Origin of the sequence: Nonomuraea sp. NPDC049400, assembly GCF_044466425.1 — a bacterium.
Classification (GTDB): domain Bacteria; phylum Actinomycetota; class Actinomycetes; order Streptosporangiales; family Streptosporangiaceae; genus Nonomuraea.
The window spans coordinates 1-13,105 of record NZ_JBITMP010000038.1 but is presented as its reverse complement, the minus strand read 5'-3'; the positions used below and the strand labels follow the sequence as shown (position 1 = coordinate 13,105).

Annotated in this window: 10 protein-coding genes and 1 pseudogene; 5 read left to right on the top strand and 6 right to left on the bottom strand. The window is 71.1% G+C overall.

Features of this window, described 5'->3' with window-relative positions; genetic code table 11:
* Positions 1-175 precede the first annotated feature (175 nt).
* Positions 176-3,292 (bottom strand): AAA family ATPase, encoded by a 3,117-nt coding sequence (locus ACIBVN_RS41740; RefSeq protein WP_397145925.1) that lies wholly within the window; start codon positions 3,290-3,292, stop codon positions 176-178.
* A 533-nt stretch (positions 3,293-3,825) separates the two neighbouring features.
* On the opposite strand from ACIBVN_RS41740, the gene ACIBVN_RS41735 reads away from it, so the two are divergent.
* Together ACIBVN_RS41735 and ACIBVN_RS41730 are read left to right on the top strand one after the other, a co-directional pair.
* Positions 3,826-4,596 (top strand): recombinase family protein, encoded by a 771-nt coding sequence (locus tag ACIBVN_RS41735; RefSeq protein WP_397145831.1) that lies wholly within the window; start codon positions 3,826-3,828, stop codon positions 4,594-4,596.
* A gap of 685 nt (positions 4,597-5,281) precedes the next feature.
* Entirely contained in the window at positions 5,282-5,521 is a 240-nt protein-coding gene (locus ACIBVN_RS41730) for a hypothetical protein (RefSeq protein ID WP_397145830.1), read from the top strand.
* Positions 5,522-6,669: 1,148 nt separating this feature from the next.
* On the opposite strand, the gene ACIBVN_RS41725 is transcribed toward ACIBVN_RS41730, so the two are convergent.
* On the bottom strand, positions 6,670-7,110 hold the full coding sequence (locus tag ACIBVN_RS41725; RefSeq protein ID WP_397145829.1) for a hypothetical protein: 441 nt from the start codon (positions 7,108-7,110) through the stop codon (positions 6,670-6,672).
* Positions 7,111-7,114: 4 nt separating this feature from the next.
* On the bottom strand, positions 7,115-8,164 hold the full coding sequence (locus tag ACIBVN_RS41720; RefSeq protein ID WP_397145828.1) for a tyrosine-type recombinase/integrase: 1,050 nt from the start codon (positions 8,162-8,164) through the stop codon (positions 7,115-7,117).
* 314 nt (positions 8,165-8,478) lie between these two features.
* Between ACIBVN_RS41720 and ACIBVN_RS41715 the strand changes: the two genes are divergently transcribed.
* Genes ACIBVN_RS41715 through ACIBVN_RS41705 form a run of 3 tightly spaced genes read left to right on the top strand, consistent with a single transcriptional unit; the run spans position 8,479 to position 10,820 of the window.
* Positions 8,479-8,817, top strand: a complete 339-nt coding sequence (locus tag ACIBVN_RS41715) for a PadR family transcriptional regulator (RefSeq protein ID WP_218156036.1) — start codon at positions 8,479-8,481, stop codon at positions 8,815-8,817.
* Positions 8,814-9,830 carry a permease prefix domain 1-containing protein gene (locus tag ACIBVN_RS41710; protein WP_397145827.1) on the top strand — a complete coding sequence of 339 codons (1,017 nt, stop codon included), beginning with the start codon at positions 8,814-8,816 and terminating at the stop codon, positions 9,828-9,830. The genes ACIBVN_RS41715 and ACIBVN_RS41710 overlap by 4 nt, the downstream gene beginning before the upstream one ends.
* Before the next feature lie 24 nt (positions 9,831-9,854).
* A complete protein-coding gene (locus ACIBVN_RS41705) occupies positions 9,855-10,820 on the top strand; it encodes an NAD(P)-dependent alcohol dehydrogenase (RefSeq protein ID WP_397145826.1) in 966 nt (321 codons plus the stop codon).
* Here the strand turns inward: ACIBVN_RS41705 and ACIBVN_RS41700 are convergent.
* From ACIBVN_RS41700 to ACIBVN_RS41690, 3 genes and pseudogenes are all read right to left on the bottom strand, one after another.
* Positions 10,747-11,760: a hypothetical protein gene (locus ACIBVN_RS41700; protein ID WP_397145825.1), complete on the bottom strand. Its 1,014-nt coding sequence runs from the start codon at positions 11,758-11,760 to the stop codon at positions 10,747-10,749. The two genes, ACIBVN_RS41705 and ACIBVN_RS41700, sit on opposite strands and share 74 nt — an antisense overlap.
* Before the next feature lie 134 nt (positions 11,761-11,894).
* Positions 11,895-12,599, bottom strand: coding sequence for a cytidylate kinase family protein (locus tag ACIBVN_RS41695; RefSeq protein WP_397145824.1), 705 nt, complete (start codon positions 12,597-12,599; stop codon positions 11,895-11,897).
* Positions 12,600-12,639: 40 nt separating this feature from the next.
* Positions 12,640-13,005, bottom strand: a pseudogene (locus ACIBVN_RS41690) (transposase); the annotation flags it as partial.
* Positions 13,006-13,105: the final 100 nt, after the last annotated feature.

Here is a 13,105-nt window from a genome sequence, read left to right as displayed (position 1 = left end):
GCGACCGGCACCACCGCTTCGGTGGCCGGTGAGGCGAGGCGCGGCCGACGCCCGGGCCTGCAGCGCCACCGACCGCCGCGAGCCGGGTGGCCTGCCGCCGCACACCGGCTCGCGTGGCGGATCGACACCGCCTCGCCTGACTGACCGCGGCGCCAACTCGGCCGGGCCGCGGTCGCTAGCTCGCCGGGCCGTAGGAGGCGAGCTTGGCGGCCAGCGCCACTCTGGAGCCGATCCCGAGCTTGGCGTAGATCTTGCCGATGTGGTACTCGACGGTCTTGACGCTGATCAGCAGCTCCCTGGCGATCTGCCGGTTCGTCAGCCCGCCGGCCACCAGCGTGGCGGTGCTGAGCTCCTGGGGCGTGAGCCCGAGCCGTACCGTGGCCGGTGGTTCCAGCCCGCACGCCTCCAGCTCCTGCACGCAGCGGTCCGCGAGCGGGCGCGCACCCAGCTGTTCGAAGATGGCGCGGGCGGCGCCCAGTCGTTCCGCCGCCACCCTGCGCCGGCCCGTGCGGCGCAGTAGCCTGCCGAGGTCGAGCAGCATGCGCGCCTCTTCCAGCGGCCACTCCCCTTCCACCAGCGCGAGCGCGCGCCCGAAGGTCTCCTCCGCCTCCGTTGGAACGTTCCTGGCGGCGAGCAAGAGCCCGTGGAGTCTCAGCTGCTCCGCCTGCCCGCGCAGCCCCGGTCCGGCCTCCTCGTACGCGGCCAGAGCCCGCTCCGCCTCCTCCAGCCGCCCATCGGCCACCAGCGCCTCGACCCGCCCAGGACGCGGGTCGGGCACGAAGACGTCCCCCGCCCACCCCGACCACGGGTCCCGCCCGTCCACGTCACCCACCGGGCGCGCCTCGCGCTCCGCCACGTCAAGCGGCTGACCTCGACCCGTCCCGGCCCCCTCACCCGCTGCGCGGCCTCGCCCCGGCCTTGCCGCCTCACCCACACGGCCCCGATCCGGCCTCGCCGCCTCATCCGCACGGCCTTGCTCGTTCCCGGCCGCGCCGCTGGTCCGGCGGGGCTGCTTTGCGGGAGCACCGCTTGTCCGGCGCTGTCGTGCGTCCGATGGGAAAATGTCGCCCGCGCCCGAAGAGGTGGGCTCAGCGCCGAGGAGGGCCAGGGCCAGGTCCGCCTGCCGCTCGCCCATCGCGTGGCGCAGGCGGCGGGCGGTGGCGCGGGCGGCGATGGCGTGCGCGAGTGCCCGCTCGTGCTCGCCGCGAGCCGCCAGCGGTGCCACGCACGCCACCTCCAGGCACGGCAGCAGCCAAGCCTGTCCAAGCGCCGCCGCCTCGGCGAGCGCCCCCTCCGCCCGGGCGGCGGCGGCGTCCCAGCGCGCCGTCTCGTGCTCGGCGACGGCGAGCAGCCCAGAGGCGAGCAGCCGGTGGTGCGGCAGTCCCGCCGTCGCGGTCCCGCTCACGACCTTCCTGAGCACCGTGCACGCCTCATCGGGGACGCCTTGTGCCAGGAGCCGGACGGCCGCCGCGAGGCTGTCTGGCGGAGCGCCGGGGCCGGATTGCGCGCTGGCGCGGGGGCCGGATCCTGGATCGACGCCGGGGCCGGGTTGCGGGCCGGCACCGTAGCCGGAGTGCGGGCCGGCGCCGGGTGCGCCTCCCAGCGCCAGCACGTCGTACGGCCTGCCGACCGTGCCCTCGATGGGCTGGTCGATCGCCAGGCGGGCCCAGCTCGCCGCCGCGTCTCGGTCCCCCGTGACCAGGTGCAGCCACGCGAGCTGCTCGGCCACGTCGGCGGCGAAGCCGGGCTCCCTGTGCCGCCACGCCTCGGCCAGCAGCCCGGCCGCCGCTTCGAAGCGTCCCGAGGCCAGCGCGAGTCGTCCCAGCACGTACTGGCGCACCGGGCGGGGATCGGCGTTGCGCGTGGTGGCGAGCTCGGCGGCGCGGAGCACATCGCCCCCGATGAGGACGTGTTCCAGCGCTGCCGTACGCAGCTCGTCCCGGCGCGCGGCCGACTCCGTGAGCCCGGCGGCCAGGTCGAGGTGGGCGGCGGCCTCGTGCCACTGCCCGTGTTGGGCGGCCTTGGCGGCGAAACTGGCCAGTTCCTCGGCCAGGGCTTCGTCGGGTCCGCCGGCCGCCGCAGCCCGGTGGCGCAGGGCCGTACCGATGTCGTCGACCACGCGGGCGGCCGCCAGGTGCAGCCGCGCTCTGACGCCCGCGCCGAGCCCGTCGTAGGCGGCCGCCCGCGCCAGCGGCTCGAGGAAGCCGACCAGACGGCCGGGCAGCTCCCGCAGCAGCCCGGCGTTCACCGCCTCTTCCAGCGCCTCCAGCGGCCCGTCCAGCCCGCCTGCGACAGCGGCCGCCACGTGCAGCGGGCAGCTCCCGTCCAGCACGGCGCACGCGGCGACGAGCCGGCCGGCGGCGGGGGTGCAGGCATGGAGGCGGCGGGCGAAGGGGAGCGCGTACGTGCCGGGCGCGGGCAGCCGGACCCCGCGGTCGGCCAGCACCCGCTCGGGTACGGTGGCCAGCAGGGCACGGGCGTGCAGCGGATTGCCCAGAGTGTGGTCGCGTAACCGCGCAGCCGCCGGCTCGGCGAGGCCCCGCGCCCCGGGAGCCCCCGACAGCACGTCGGCTGCGGCGGTGTCGACGGTGTCGTTTGCTCCCGACCTCGAGCCGAAAGCGGCGCCCGGCCCGCCCAGCGCCCGATCACAGGCGTGTTCGGGCAGGTGGGCGGCCAGCTCGGCCAGGTCGGCGGCGTTCAGCCCCGACAGCGTGATGCGCAGCGTCTCGTCGCCGGTCAGCAGCCGCCGCAGCCCCTCGGGCAGCCACGGACCGGCCAGATCGCGGCAGGCGACCAGCGCGAGCACGCGTCCGGCCCGCACCCGCCGCAACACGTAACCGAGGGCCCGCAGCGAGGCGCCGTCCGCCCACTGCGCGTCGTCGACCAGCACCACCAGCGGCCCCCGCGCCTGGAGTGCCTCGATGACGTCGCAGACCACCTGCCCGGCGACGCACGGATCCTCCCCCGCCACCGCCGGCGGCCGGCCGGCCACCGCAGGCTCGAGCCCCGCCCGCAGGCCCAGTACGGCCGCCTCGTCCGTGAGCTGGCGCAGGACGCCGAGCCTGAGCCGCCGTTCGCTCTCCTCGCCGCCGGCGGCCAGCACCCGCACACCCGCGTCCCCCCGCAGCACGCGGTGGATGAGCGCCGTCTTGCCGATGCCTTCCGGCCCCTCGACCACGACCCTCCTGGCGGGCCCTTCGCACGCCGCACGCCAGCTCGGCGCGCAGCAGGGCCAGCTCCGCCGTCCTGCCGACGAACATGAGCACTCCCTCCGCCGCCCTCGCCATCCCAGAGCGAGGGCGGCGGAGTCTGATACACCTCAGCGCAACCGCTGCGCGAACGGGTGGTACCCGCCGTCGGCCCCGGCTCCGTCAGCCCCAGCGTCCCCATGAGCACCGAGATCATCGTCGTGGCATTGGGATCGTCCCGGGCCGCCACTTGCGGCATCCCAGCCAGCGCACCATCCCCGTCCAGGCCCTCCTGGACCTGTTCAACCAGCATGACTTCGGCGACGGCGATCCTGCCCATGCCCCAAGGGCGGTCAGTGACGGAGCCGGGACAGCGACAGAGTTACGTCGCCGCCCTCACCGCGGGCACGAGCGCACCGCATCACCTTGAGCAGGCGTACCGGCCCTGGCTCGAGAACCAGACGTCGGCGGGCGACAGTGAGGAGATTCTCGGCTCCCGTTTCATCGTCAAGACGGGGTACCTGCGTGGCCGGTTCACCGACGCGCAGATCCAGGTCTTGTGGCAGGCCCTGTCCGCCAGGCCCGAAGCCGGCCCGCAGGGCGCGGGGTCGCTCCGAAGTACCACACGCCGCGCTTCATGCTGGTGCCGCAGTTGCGGGCCGCGCTGGAGATCAGGACGCCCGCTGATCGCGGTCCGGGCCGCGCCTGGCAATCAGGTCCGGCGATCGAGGCCGCGCTGCCGACCGCCGAGGCGAAGCCGACCCGGGTCGGCTACGCCCGCTGTAGCACCGCCCAGCAGGAGTTGCAGAGCCAGCTTGACGCTCTGCGTGAGGCGGGCTGCGAGCCGGTCTTCTCCGAGAAGATCAGCACTCGCGTCAAGGTGCGGCCCGAGTTCGCCAAGGCGATGGAGTACGCCCGCACCATCAAGCAGGCCGTCCCGCACCAGCGGGTGATCTTTACCGTGCACGAGATGAAGCGCCTGGGCCGCGGTGCCGCCGAGCTGCTGACCATCGCCGAGGAACTGCGCCAGCACGACATCGAGCTGGAGTTGCTGACCGGGCCGCTGCAGGGCATCTACAACCCCTCCGGGCACGGGGCGGCGTTGTTCGCGTTCTTCGCCGGGATGGCCGAGTCCGAACGGGAGTACATCCGGGAGAAGTCGCTGGAGGGCCAGGCCTCGGCCCGCGAGCGTGGCCGTCACGGCGGACGGCCGAAGGTGTTCGACGACGACATGATCGCCTACGCGCGGACGTTGCGCGAGCGCGGCGTGGCCGTGCCTGACATCGCCCGCAAGCTCGTCATACCCACCGGCAAGAACAAAGGCCGGCACCCGTCTGTGGCCAGCGTCTACCGGGCTTTGGCCGACGGCGCATCCAACACGGATACCGCTGGCGCCGTTCTCGGCTGACCGGCTGGAAGCGGGGCGCCGCCAATGGCCGTCGGCCGGCATCGACGCTGTAGCCACGAACTAACGGGTGCCTCGATGGTTATCTTGGGTTGTCAAGCAAATGAGCTGGTCAATCGCCTTCATGCTCCAGTACGGCTACCGCTGGCTGCAGCCCGTCGACGACCCCGCCCCCATCTCCAGCACCGCGCCGACCTCGACCTGATCACCCGCCAGCTGCTGGGCGCCCCCGACCGCAACCCCGACGGCTCCCTCGCGAAGGGCGCTGGCGCCGCCCCCTTGCGCCGGTGGTGGGTCACCACAACCCGCCGACTCCGCCGCACCTGCGTGAACATAGTCAGCTCTAGAGCACACCCATCGCGGCCGTGCGGCACGCTGGGCGAGGCCGTGTGATCGCCCTGGTCGGCGACATGACTATCCCTTTCTCTCGTACTTGGTCTGCCCCCACTTACGCCCGCGCCCAACCGCCGAACAGGTCGCCACGGTGTTCGCGCTGGCCGTGATCAAGCCGTCGAGCAGAGGGACAGGGGTGACCTGGTTGCGGTACGCGCTGACATGAACGTGGCAGCAGCTCCACGACTGGGCGCCGCGGGGACGCTGCTGCCTGTCGGCGGGTTTCTGGGGGACGTCTCGCTGGTGGTGAACGACCAGCTGTGTGGCCTCGGCATCAGGTTGCTGGCGCGCTGGTGTGCCTCTGCCGCCAGCCGACGTCGACCCGGCACCGGCCTGGCCCCGGCTGTCTGGCCGGCACTCCGGCGAGCTGTTCGAGTCCACAACCGGCGAGCTGCCCGGCAGGCAGCGGACGCTGCGCCAGTTACGCAGCGGCACTCGAGCCGAACGCGCCCGCCTACGGCTGATACGAACCACGGCTGGTGCCGAGGCAGCCGACGCCGTCCACCCCGTCTGGCAGGTGCGTCACGGCATGTAAGGCTGCGCAGCCTGGGGTGTGAACCTGCGTGACGATCACACCGTTATCCACCCAAAGCACCACGGCCATGCTTTCGGCGTTCGTGGGCGTCGCCTTGCAGGAGAAACACCAGCGCCTTTCCGTCTGGGGCCGATCAGCAGTCACGGCCACCGCCACTATGCGCGATCCGGAATATCACGGCCCCACGCTACGATCACCACGCCCATGCTCGGACCCGTTAGTGCTGCGGCCCTGCGATCGCGGCTTGGCGGCGTGTTGGCTCATCGGTGGCGCGTCAGAGACGCGTGGGCGTTTCAGGGTCGGGTAGGGCCCCGGTCGTGCGATGCCTAGCGTGCGGCTGGGCGCTTCCTTCGTGCGGACCGGCTGCCCTGACGACGGCAGGGCGGCCTTCACATCCTCCAGCTGCGATAGCAGCACATGTCAGCGGGCCGGTAGGGAGCTGGTCTCAGCGCAGCAGGGGCTCGACTCCCATACGGCACGGGCTTCGCCCGTACATCCTTCCAAAGGGTGGCCGCGACGCACCACCTCGACGAGAGCCGAGACCACCGATAACGCGTCTACTGCCGAATCGCGCGGATCTTGCCATTCCGAACGGTGATCAGGTAACCGGCGCCGTTGACGGTGACGATCACCGCGTCCCGATTCGCATCCGGTACCTCCACGGAGGCGACCTCGACGGTGAGTCCGGCCTGCTCGGCGGCCGTCGTCCACCGTGAGGTGGCGGCCTCTGCCCAGTGCCACCCGCCGTCCTCGCCAGTGCGGTCGCGGTCGACAACGATGGCGGTCGGGTCATGGTGGTCATGGAGGGCTCCTTGGGGAGATGCGATCGATGGGCGTTTGGCTCTCCGAACGTAGCGGAGCTGGCTGACAAGCGACGGGCTCCTGTGCGCGCGGTGGTCAGATCCCCACCATCACCGACTCCGACGCCAGCACAGCAAGGGAAGGCATCTGCACCGACGACACAGTTGGCGCGCTGGCCGCCGACTGCGCCCTGGCTCCTACGGATTGCCGGTCTCCCCGACAGGCCCTTAGTGGTTCAGGGCGATCCGGGGAAGCGGCCTGTCGGTAAGGTTCGCCTCATCAGCCGCCATCTATGACATTTGCGCTGGTGAGTCAAAAATTGGCGGCGGCCAGCCGCAGGTTCCATCTCATGTGTCTTCGGCCTCCTTCCAGGCACCGGCCGATCCGGCCGGATGCCGGGCGGCGTTGCCTATCGCGGTCGCGGCCAGGGCGAGGTTGACACCGTCCAGGCTGGTGAGCGCGTCACGCAGGTCGACCAGGATGCCGCCGCTCATGCTGGCCGCGATGCGCAGAACGGCGCGTTCGCCGCCACTGCAGGGCAGGCGGCCCTCCTGCAGGGCCGCGATCGCCTTATCCCAGTCGACGAACGCCAGCGCGGTGGCGACGCTTGCGTCGATGGTGATGTACTCGTCGACGAAGTCGGGCCGGTGCAGCCAGAGGTCGGTGTCGATGAGCAGCTCAACCCCGGCCTGGACGCAGGGTCGTCCGGTGGCGCCGAGTGTGAGCGCGCACGCCAACTCGTGGCGCTCCCAGTAGTCGCCGACTGGTTCGGCAGGATGTGCGGCCATCGTCTCAGTCCCTTCGCAATCCCGTCAGGCGGGCGGCGGCACGCTGTTGACCTGCGGTCCAAGCGTCTTCGATGTGGGTGCCGGTGACGTGCACGTACTTCATCGTGGTGGCGATCCAGGCGTGACCGAGCAACTGCTGGATGGCGATCAGGTCCATGCCCTGCTGATAGAGCTGTGAGGTGCAGAAGTGCCGCAGCACGTGCGGAGTCAGGACATCGGCCCACTCCGGCAAGTGAGCGGCGGCGGCCCTGGCCAGCGCGGCCCGGAGCGTCTCGTCGCCGACGCGAGCGACCGAGCCGTCGGTGTTCTTGCGCTCCGACAGCAGCAGCGCCACCCCAGGCCGGTTGTGATCGTCGCCGAACTGGCCCCACACGTCTTCGACGAACCAGCGCAGCGTCGCCGCAGCGTTGTTGATCAGCGGCACCATCCGCTCGCGCGGTCCGGACCCGCGGGCGCCCTTGCCGTGACGGACGTGCAGTTTGCCGAACCGGCCCAGATCCCACTTGAGGTCGGCCAGGTCCAGCTTGCACGCGTCGTTCACGCGTAGCCCGACCTCGGCCATCAGCCGGCAGGCTGTGTAGTTGCGTGCGGTCGGGACGAACTTCCGGCAGGTCGTCAGCTCCTGCCGCCACCCGGCGAACAACCGGCCCACCTGCTCAATGGTGGGCGGGATGCGCAACTTGCCCTGCGAGCCGCCGCGCGGCCGGTTCATCTCATCGATCGGGCACTCGATGACGCGGCCGGTCATCTGGTGGATCTCGACCTTGTGCCGCAGCTCCAGAAATAGGAAGAACGTCTTGATGGCCTGGGCCCGGGCCAGTCGGGTCCCCTTCGCGGTGGAGCGCAGCGCCTTGCCGAAGTACACGTCGGCGTCGGCGGGTTCCATCTCCCACAGTGGCCGGCCGAACCAGGCTCGCACCTGCTCCAGGTGCACCACGTCGGAGGAGATCGTCCCGTCCGACAGCCCCGCCGCTGCCCGGGCCAGCACGAACCCGGCCAGTACGTCGGTCTCCAGCGCCTCCAGGTCCTCGGCGGTGGCCGGGGCACGCGCCACCGGAAGATCCTTCGCCACAGCCAGCGCCAACTCCGGCCACCTCGCCTTCACCTTCACAGCAAGACGAACGACCAGGACGATAAACCTTCAGAATCCCCGAAATCTCATCATCACCGAAGAAGCCAGAGCACCAGCAGATAAGCCCAGGTCCAGGGACTAGAGACTAAAGAAGCCTCAAGCAACTCAAGGGTTATCAGCTATTTCGTCCTGTCGAGCCCCTGTCGAGCCCTTCGAGCCCTGTCGCGCCACCCTGAATGGTTCAGCTTATGCCGTACTCGTTGCAATAGTGTGTGCCGCACAGTATCGTGTGGCATGTGCACGATGACGATGAGCTGCTTGCCACCCATCTCCAGGAGCTGCGGCGGGGCACCGTCGTCCTGGCCTGCCTGCTCATGCTCGACCGCCCCGACTACGGCTACGCGCTGCTCGACCGCCTCACCCGGGCGGGCCTCGCCGTCGACGCCAACACCCTCTACCCCCTCCTGCGCCGCCTGGAGAAACAGGGTCTGGTGACCAGCGACTGGAACACCGAGGAATCCCGGCCGCGCAAGTTCTACCGCACCAGCGACAGGGGCGCCGCGCTCGCCGCCGCGCTCAGTCGCGACTGGGACGAGCTCGACACCGTACTCCGCTCCCTGAAAGGCGCGTCATGACCACTACTGCCACCACCAACACGCTCACCGACCGCTATGTCGCGGCGGTCCTGCGCCACCTGCCCGGAAGCCGGCGAAGCGGGAGCCGGCGATCCGAGGATCAGCGGCCCGACATCGACATCGAACGCGAGCTGCGGGCCTCCATCGCCGACGCCGTCGAGGACCGGGTGGAGGCCGGCGCCGACCGGGCCGAGGCCGAGTTCGCGGTGCTCACCGAGCTCGGCGACCCGGCGCGGCTGGCGGCCGGTTACGCGGACCGTCCGCTCCAGCTCATCGGCCCCGCGCTCTACCTCGACTACACGCGATTACTGACCGCCCTGCTCGTGACCATCGTGCCCGCCGTGGCCGTGGCGGTGGGGCTCGTGCAGGGACTGCGCGGGGCGGGCGCGCTCGACCTGATCGGCGACACCCTCGGTGCGGCGCTCACCACCGCCGCGCACCTGGTCTGCTGGACCACGCTGCTGTTCGCGACCATCGAACGCGTCGCCGGACGCGTCACCGGAGGCGCCGCGGGACGCCGCACGCCCGCCAGGCGCTGGACGCCCGACGCGCTCCCCGAGCCGCCCACCCGCCGCGCCCGCTACGGCGAGCTGATCAGCTACACCGTGGCGATGGTGCTGTTCACCACCCTCATCCTGCTCTCCCCGGTGATCAGCACCGAGACCGACGCGCACGGCGCCCCCATCAGCGTGTTCGCGCCGTGGCTGTGGCAGACCGGCTTCGTGTACGCGTTCATCGCCCTGGTGACCCTGAACCTCGCCGTCGCCTACGCCAAGCACTACGCCCGGTGGAGCGTTCCGCTCGCCGTGGCCGGGACACTGGTCGAGATCGCCTGCCCGATCGCGCTGCTCTGGCTCGCCGCCGGTGACCGAGTGCTCAACCCCGGCTTCACCCAGGCCGCCGCCTGGCCGCAGAGCGCGACCACCTGGATCAACACCGCGCTCATCGTCGTGTCCGCCCTCACGATCGTCTTCGCCGTCATCGACGGCATCGCCCGAGCCACGCGTCGCTGAACCCACACGAATCAGGAGACCGGCATGAAAGCGATCGTCTATCAGGAGTACGGCTCGCCCGACGTCGTGCGTCACGCCGACGTCGACCGTCCCGCCCCGGCCGCGGGTGAGGTGCTGGTCCGGGTGCGCGCCGCCGCGCTCAACCACGCCGACCTGCTCACCCTGCGCGGCACGCCGCTCCTGCTGCGCCTGGCGTTCGGGGTGCGGCGGCCGAAGGCCACCGTCCTGGGACGCGCCGTCGCGGGCACGGTGGCGGAGATCGGCCCGGACGTCAAGGACCTCCAGGCCGGCGACGAGGTCTTCGGCGAGGCGGCCCAGCGCGGCTTCGCCGAATACGTCGCGATCCCGGCGAAACGCCTGGCCAGGAAGCCGGAGCAGGTGACGTTCGAGCAGGCGGCCACCTTACCCGTGGCCGGGATCACAGCCTTGCAGGCGCTGCGGCTCGGCGCCGCGCGCCCCGGCACGACGGTGCTGGTCAACGGCGCCTCCGGCGGGGTCGGCACGTTCACCGTGCAGCTCGCCAAGGCGCTCGGCGCCGAGGTCACCGGCGTGTGCAGCACCCGCAACGCCGAGCTGGTGCGCTCGCTCGGCGCCGACCACGTGATCGACTACACCCGCGAGGATTTCACCCGGGATACACGCCGCTTCGACGTCCTGATCGACATGGTCGGCAACCACCCGATCTCGGCGCTGCGCCGGCTCCTCGCCCCCGGCGGCATCTACATCGCCTCCAACAGCGCGGGTGGGCCGGTGCTCGGGCCCATTCCCCGGCTGCTGGCCACGGTCGCGCAGACGCCGTTCGTCCGGCAGCGGCTCCGCGTCCTGACCTCCCGGAGCACCGCCGAGGACCTGCGGACGCTCGCCGGCTTCGTCGCCGACGGCAAGGTGACACCGGTGATCGAACGCACGTATCCGCTCAGCGAGACCGCCGACGCCCTCCGGCTCCTGGAGCGGGAGCACGCCCGCGGCAAGATCGTCCTTCTGGCGTAGGACGAGGAGGCCGGGTGCCCAGGGCCCGGGGCCTGGCCGAAAGTACGAGATCGCGGTCGGCCGAGGGGCGGGCGCAGGTCGGGCCGGTGGCCCGATGAGCCGTCCCCGCCTCTCGTCGCAGGATCGATCCATGACCGAGCACTCGAATCCGACGCTCTCCCCGGTGGCGGCCACCGCGCCGCGGCCGCGTCCGCGTGCCTCCCGGCGTGGCGACGGCCGGCTCGTGCCCGCCGGGCTGATCGCGCTCACCGTCGTCCCGCTGATCGCCGGTGCCGTCCGGCTGACCGAGTTGTTCACCGGTGCGGAGGTCACATCCGCGAACGCGCGGTTCTTCGACGCGCCGACCCCCGTGATCCTGCACATCTTCGCCGCCTCCGGCTACGGAGTCCTGGGCGCCTTCCAGTTCGCCCGCGGGTTCCGCCGCCGGCGGCCGGGCTGGCACCGGGTGTCGGGGCGGCTGCTGGTACCGCTGGGGCAGCACGTGCTGTTCTCCGTCCGGCCTGTCGTCCTCGGGGCCGTCGCCTTCCTTGGCCGGGCCGGACGGCGGCGTCTCCAGCAGGATCGTCCACGCCGTTGCCAGCCGGGAGGCGGCCACCCGCAGCCGGGGCAGGTTGCGCAGCTTCTCCTTGTCGGCCGCCCGGCCGGCCCGGGCCAGCAGCACCGTCGACATCAGCAGGTCGAACAGCGGCAGCACGTCATCGACCGCGGTGCCCTCCAACTGCCGCACCGTGGCCAGCAGGGTGGCCAGGCGGCGGTCCTTCTCCAGCTGTTCGATCCGGAACGCCTTGGCCATCATCCCGAAGCGGGCCAGCTCGGACAGCTTCACCGGCGCCACCGCGGTGCAGTCCACCGCCCCCGTGCCCAGCCCCAGCACGTACGAGGCGCGATCCAGCGCCTGCTCCATCCCGGTGCCCGACAGCCTGGTCACCGCCGTACGCATCCACTCCAGAGTGGAGACCTTCTTGCCAGCAGATAAGCCCAGGTCCAGTGGCTGAGGAGGCTCACAGGGCCTCAAACAACTCAAGGGTTATTAGTTAGACCTTCCCAGCCGCATCCGCGACGTCTGAGCAATTGTCAAATCCTGTGTATCGATGAGTGTGGTCGGACTTCCCAGGTCGGCAGTTGGAGTTGATCGTTGTACACGATGATGTCGGCGTGGTCGGTTGGGCGGGCTGTGGCGAAGTAGAGCTGTTGGGAGGGGATATAGCGGTTGCGCCAGGACCGTTCGATTTCGGCGGTGTCGGCGGTGGATCCGGCCAGCGCTGTGCCTCGGTCCCGGGCGCGATCTACCGTCTGCTCGAATGGGACGGACACGAAGATGCGCAGGTCCCACCGGTCGATGAGTTCTGGGCGCAGGAGGAAGACGCCGTCGAAGAGCAGTACGGCGTCTGCGGGGGCGGTCGTGGCCGGCGGGGACGATGGGGTGTCGGTGTCTCTGTCGTAGACCGCATGTTGGAACCTTCGGTCTCCGCCTGGGCCCAGCGGATCGAGCAGGACCCGGCACAGCGCGGCGTGGTCGTGGGCGTCGAAGTAGCAGCCTTCGGCCGAGTACTGGCCGCGTTGGTAGCGCTGTGCACGGGGGAAGAGGAAGTCGTCGATGGTCGCGCGGATGACGTCGCGGTCCTGCGCGCGCAGGACGACGGCGAGCTCGTCGGCCAGCGTGGTCTTGCCGGCGGCGGGCGGCCCGTCGATGGCGACCCGCAGCGGGTGCGCGGTCGTGACGGACCTGATCGCCTCGGCCAGCCGACTGATGAGCTCGCCGCGGGTGCCTCGGTCCATTGCTGCCTCTCTCACGGTGTCTCTGTTTTAGCACCGCACGTCAGGCTGCGGTCGCCGGCTCGCGTTCGACGAGGACGCCTCGTTCGAAGCGGGCTCCGGCGCGGACGAGGGCGACGAGGTGGGGTGCGTTGACCGCGCGCCAGCGGGCCTGGGCGGACTCGATGAGTTTCAAGGCCATGGCCAGGCCGGCGGCTCGGGACCCGGGCACTTTGGTGACCTTGGTGCGGTGCCGGACCGTGGCGAAGGTGGACTCGATCGGGTTTGTCGTGCGCAGATGCACCCAGTGCTCCGCGGGATAGTCGTAGAAGGCGAGCAGTTCATCGAGGTCATCTACCACCTTGGCGACGGCCTTGGGATACTTGGCGCCGTAGGCGGCGTGGAAGTCCTTGACCGCGGCCGGGGCGTGTTCTTGGTTCTGATCCACTCGCTGTGAAGTGATCGCGTAGTTTCGCTCCACCTGGAATGATCTTGACGCGTGTGGCTTCGAGGTGCTCTCCCCTCTGCAT

Coding starts and splice junctions, on each gene's coding strand:
- ACIBVN_RS41735 (WP_397145831.1), top strand. CDS start 3,826: ATGCTGGTGCCGCAGTTGCGGGCCGCGCTGGAGATCAGGACGCCCGCT.
- ACIBVN_RS41725 (WP_397145829.1), bottom strand. CDS start 7,110: ATGGCCGCACATCCTGCCGAACCAGTCGGCGACTACTGGGAGCGCCAC.
- ACIBVN_RS41710 (WP_397145827.1), top strand. CDS start 8,814: ATGACCACTACTGCCACCACCAACACGCTCACCGACCGCTATGTCGCG.
- ACIBVN_RS41705 (WP_397145826.1), top strand. CDS start 9,855: ATGAAAGCGATCGTCTATCAGGAGTACGGCTCGCCCGACGTCGTGCGT.
- ACIBVN_RS41700 (WP_397145825.1), bottom strand. CDS start 11,760: ATGCGTACGGCGGTGACCAGGCTGTCGGGCACCGGGATGGAGCAGGCG.
- ACIBVN_RS41695 (WP_397145824.1), bottom strand. CDS start 12,599: ATGGACCGAGGCACCCGCGGCGAGCTCATCAGTCGGCTGGCCGAGGCG.